Raw genomic sequence first — 4,125 nt, 5'->3', positions numbered from 1 at the left:
GCTCAGCGGGCAGCAAGGCTGGTGGCGCGACCCGTCGCACTCTCCCTACCAAGCAAGTGAGTGAAGCTAAGGAAACGATTTATTCTCGCCATCGAAATCAAAGCAGGATACTCAAAAAACAAAGCGAGACGTGAGAGGTAAGTTTTTAAATCAAAACTTAAGCGTATTTATGAACAAAACATAAATCAACCTTCTCACAAATGTTATGTATAATCTTCTACAAAACCATTGGAGTCCAAAATGTCTTCTAATACAAAGTTTTCTAATATAAAAAAAAAGCATAGTGGTACCACAAAAGATTCGTCATGTCTGGATCATTGACCAAAGCCAAAGGATGGCTTGTACCTATTTTTGTGGGGACAGTGCTTAGTTAGTACCTCTGGGATAAAACAGACAAACATACATCATAAGGATAAATCGGAATAATGTCGTCACGTAACAGAAAAAATAAAACACAAAACAGTGGATCTATTGATAATTTCTCACAGTTATCAGTCAAAGACCGCGTGAATAAATGGCCTCCTAAAAGAACTGATCAAACAACAGCACAATCAACTAATGAAAATTCGCAATTATTGCCAGGCAAAACCAAGAAGCAAAAGCGAAAAGATGAAATAAACCAACGACTACAGTTCAAGAAGCAGGCTGACAGTAATGTAACTAATGACAAACAGGAAAATACTCTGACATCAGTTCCTCCTAAGAGCATAGAAGATGAGGATAAAGAGAAGACAAAAGCACCCCCTTCAACAACACAAGCCACTGGTCAACAACAGTCACAACAACAAGCAACAATTGCCGACGACCCGTTAAAATTTGATGTAAAAAGTTCGGTAGGCTTTTTTACGAAAGACTTGTTAGACACACTCCTCAACTCTTACACCACAGAAGATGTAAAGAAAGCTGTTAGGAAAGCATGGGATAACGGTAAGTATACAAACCCAAACTTAACATTCAACTCAGTTCCGCAAATTATCGAAGCCGCATACAGAAAGACAGGCCGAAATAAGGCAAAAAAAGCGAAGGAAAAAGTAAAAAAGGATAATGCTGACAAATCACCCGACATCGAGGATGCCAAATATACGACGACAGTTTATCGCGCTGACAAACGAAACGCTGAACAAGTAATGCAGGATTCCGGTTTTCATGGATGGGGAGGAAGCATGTCGATAGAACATGCTAAATCTTGGGCCAGCAATGTGTGGATTAAGTGGAATGATAACCAGAAAAAAAATTTTCTACAGGAATGGAAAGCACAAACTAGCGCTGAGAGTGACCAAACCAATTTTGTCGCCACTGGAGAATCCGAATCCCAAAAAGGGGGAAATGAGTATCGGATCAAAATCCCGTTAAACCTCCCTGAGCGCAAATTAGTGGAGTCCGGCAAGGGTAATGCATCTGCAGAAAAGATATTAGCTCCAAGACAACCCATATTAGTCCATGACGCAGATACATTAGAAGAGTCTTCTATTATTGCAATTGCTGGAAGGGACGAGGTGGTGTTTCTTACAGGCATCGCGACAAAATACATAGAAGTGTTTGATAAAGAAAGCAACACATATAAACCAATTGACAATGCCGATGTTTAGTTTGTTTGGTGCATTCGCAACCGCGTAACACACTAAACTTATAACCGTTCGGTTAAGAAATTGATCTGTTGAGACAGGCAGGGGGAGCAGGGGGAGCAGGGGGAGCAGGGGGAGAAAAAAACCAGTAATCGGGCTTATCCGAACCGTATTGGGGGAGGAGGGAGTGCAGGGGTAGCGGGAGAAAATATTGCTTATAAGTAACAAAAGTACAAATAAACCAGCAATAAAGCATTTATTAAGCTGATGTGCAGCTAAATTATATAATCCAAAAACTTGGAGGTTTTGTAGTGCAAGCATCTTGCTCGCTTGAATTATAAAGCATTATGACTAATCACACCACCAAAATCAACTGGCGGGACAAAATCAAAACCCTATACCAAAAAGATATTAATCCCCACGAAAGACATGATTACATTACTTTTATACGGGATAAATTCTTCCCAAACCACAACCTAGCAGACAACAAACCAGTCATCGCAAATCTACCAACAACGACTATCCTACAATTAATCAAAGCCTGCAAACACCTAAAGGACTGGCCATTAATAATTTATTGCTGCGAGGAATACCAAAATCGTCTGGATAAAACAATGTCCAGCAATAACCTACCACCTCACGCCATAGACAACCTACGCTTGCTCAGCAGAGCCTATCAACAGCTAGGCATGTTTGAAGCAGCAGAACAAACCTTGCAACGGGCAATCCAGAGTGGCGATCGCCAGCCATTACTCGATGAGTACCGACAACAGCAGCAATTAGCTAACAGCTTGCCCAAAGGAGTTGAAGCACTCCGCTCGGACCAACTACTACTTACTCCTTTACAAACTTACCACGAAGAGGATTTTTTATGGCAATACGCCGACCCCAATATTGCGGAATTGTGTAACCTACCGGACTTTGACGACGAAGAAGACTGGCAGGAATGGCTAAAGACAAACCAGACCAAATCAACAAAATATCAGTTTGCTGTCAACCATAAATACTGGGGGTTTATCGGTTCTGTAGGTCTGGAAATATCTCAACGGATTGGCTTTTTTTTCTACTGGTTAGGTACAGATTTTCAAGGAAATGGTTATGGGTCTCAAGCGGTAAGGATTATGCTTGATTGGGCTAGCCGTTATTTGGGTTTGCGCTGTTGTTACGCCAAAGCCTATAAACATAACATCCCATCCAAAAAAGCCATGGAAAAAATCGGCTTTCGACCTTTACCATTCAAAACGACTATTCCCGAAAGAGAAGACTATGAGGAAGAACTGTTTTATTGGGGAGAACATCAAACCGATCGTCTTTCATTATCCGAAATCAACCGCTTTTTTATGAGTCTAGGTTTCAATGAGCGGGTAGTTCCTTCACAACAGAGTAGCAACGGATATCGCAGGAATTACAGACCTGACTTTTCACCCAATGTACAAAAGTCTACTCCAAACCTAACCCCCCAGCCCCCTTACCCTCATAAGGGTAGGTTTTTAACAAAGACGTGAGGTGTGGGGTGTGGGGTGTGGGGTGTGGGGTGTGGGGTGTGGGGTGTGGGGTGTGGGGGATAAGAAGGCGCTGCATCGCTTATTCAGGTGCGACCCGTGGCGAATTTAATAATTAGATACGGAAAGCGCACCTAAGTTGTTTTCCTTTTCCTCTACCTCTGATCAGCCCCCGACCGGTAGGCGGTTGCGGGTGGGTTTGACCCTAATGTAAAAAACCTACCCCTGTGAGGGGGTGATGGGGAGATGGGGAGATGGGGTGAATTTTGGACGAATACTCGGGATTTTGGGGAAATTTATCTAACCTTCCTCGAAGGCCGTTAACAAATTGTTAGTGATAAAAGTTGATTGAAGGCGGCTAATTCGTCAGATTTTAATGACCTTATTTGGGCATTCTTCGGTAAATTTTAGTTTATTTCCCTATCCCCCTATCGACTTTTATCGTTAACTTACTAAAGTTTGAAATAGCCCATGGTGACTTAAAGGGGTTAATTTGACCGAAACAATTGCGAAAAATTAATCATTATAATAACTAATTTAGGTGAAGTCGCCTGTGAGCAACGACTTCACCTAAGGAAAGTGGGATGGGTTAACAATTGCCTCCACAAGCAATTTTTAGTAAAAAAATCGGTCTATTATTGGTCAATCTACGGATTCTAAAGGTGCGCTTTCCGTGATGGCGTTCGCTTAGCGTGACCTACGGTCAAGGGATTGCTCGCCATCACGGGTCGCACCTAAAGGTATCGTAGGGATTGACACCTGTGGTAGATGTATTTTTTCAACTGTTGGAGTGTAACCCAGCCATTGTAGGGACTGTTGGGCAAACTGTTGAGGACAACCGCTGACCCCAAAGCGAGTTGGTCTTGGCTCCCCAGTATTCTTCCCTCCAATTAAATCCAGTTCTTGAGCAGCAGCAGCAACAACGTATTTTGCTGGGTCTACCAATTTAACGTCTGGGGGTAATATTTCCCGCAGGATCGGTTCTAGATGGGGATAATGAGTACAGCCATAAACTAGGGTATCGATTTGGGCTGCTAGCAAAGGTTCTAGGTACTGCC

At 42.6% G+C, this 4,125-nt stretch carries 2 protein-coding genes and 1 pseudogene; 2 read left to right on the top strand and 1 reads right to left on the bottom strand.

The genetic code is table 11. The features are described from left to right. The first annotated feature begins 425 nt into the window (after positions 1 to 425). The gene (locus F6K57_RS38310) at positions 426 to 1,589 is read left to right on the top strand and encodes a hypothetical protein (protein ID WP_293073738.1); all 1,164 of its coding nucleotides are present in this window, start codon (positions 426 to 428) and stop codon (positions 1,587 to 1,589) included. 323 nt (positions 1,590 to 1,912) lie between these two features. Next, on the top strand, positions 1,913 to 3,070 hold the full coding sequence (locus F6K57_RS38305) for a GNAT family N-acetyltransferase (RefSeq protein WP_293073735.1): 1,158 nt from the start codon (positions 1,913 to 1,915) through the stop codon (positions 3,068 to 3,070). 684 nt (positions 3,071 to 3,754) lie between these two features. Here the strand turns inward: F6K57_RS38305 and F6K57_RS38300 are convergent. Further along, positions 3,755 to 4,125 (bottom strand): annotated as a pseudogene (locus F6K57_RS38300) (glutamate racemase); the annotation flags it as partial.

Source organism: Moorena sp. SIO4A5 (assembly GCF_010672005.1).
Lineage (GTDB): Bacteria > Cyanobacteriota > Cyanobacteriia > Cyanobacteriales > Coleofasciculaceae > Moorena.
Note: the sequence above shows the minus strand (reverse complement) of the source record. Positions and strands in the feature narration are given on the sequence as shown.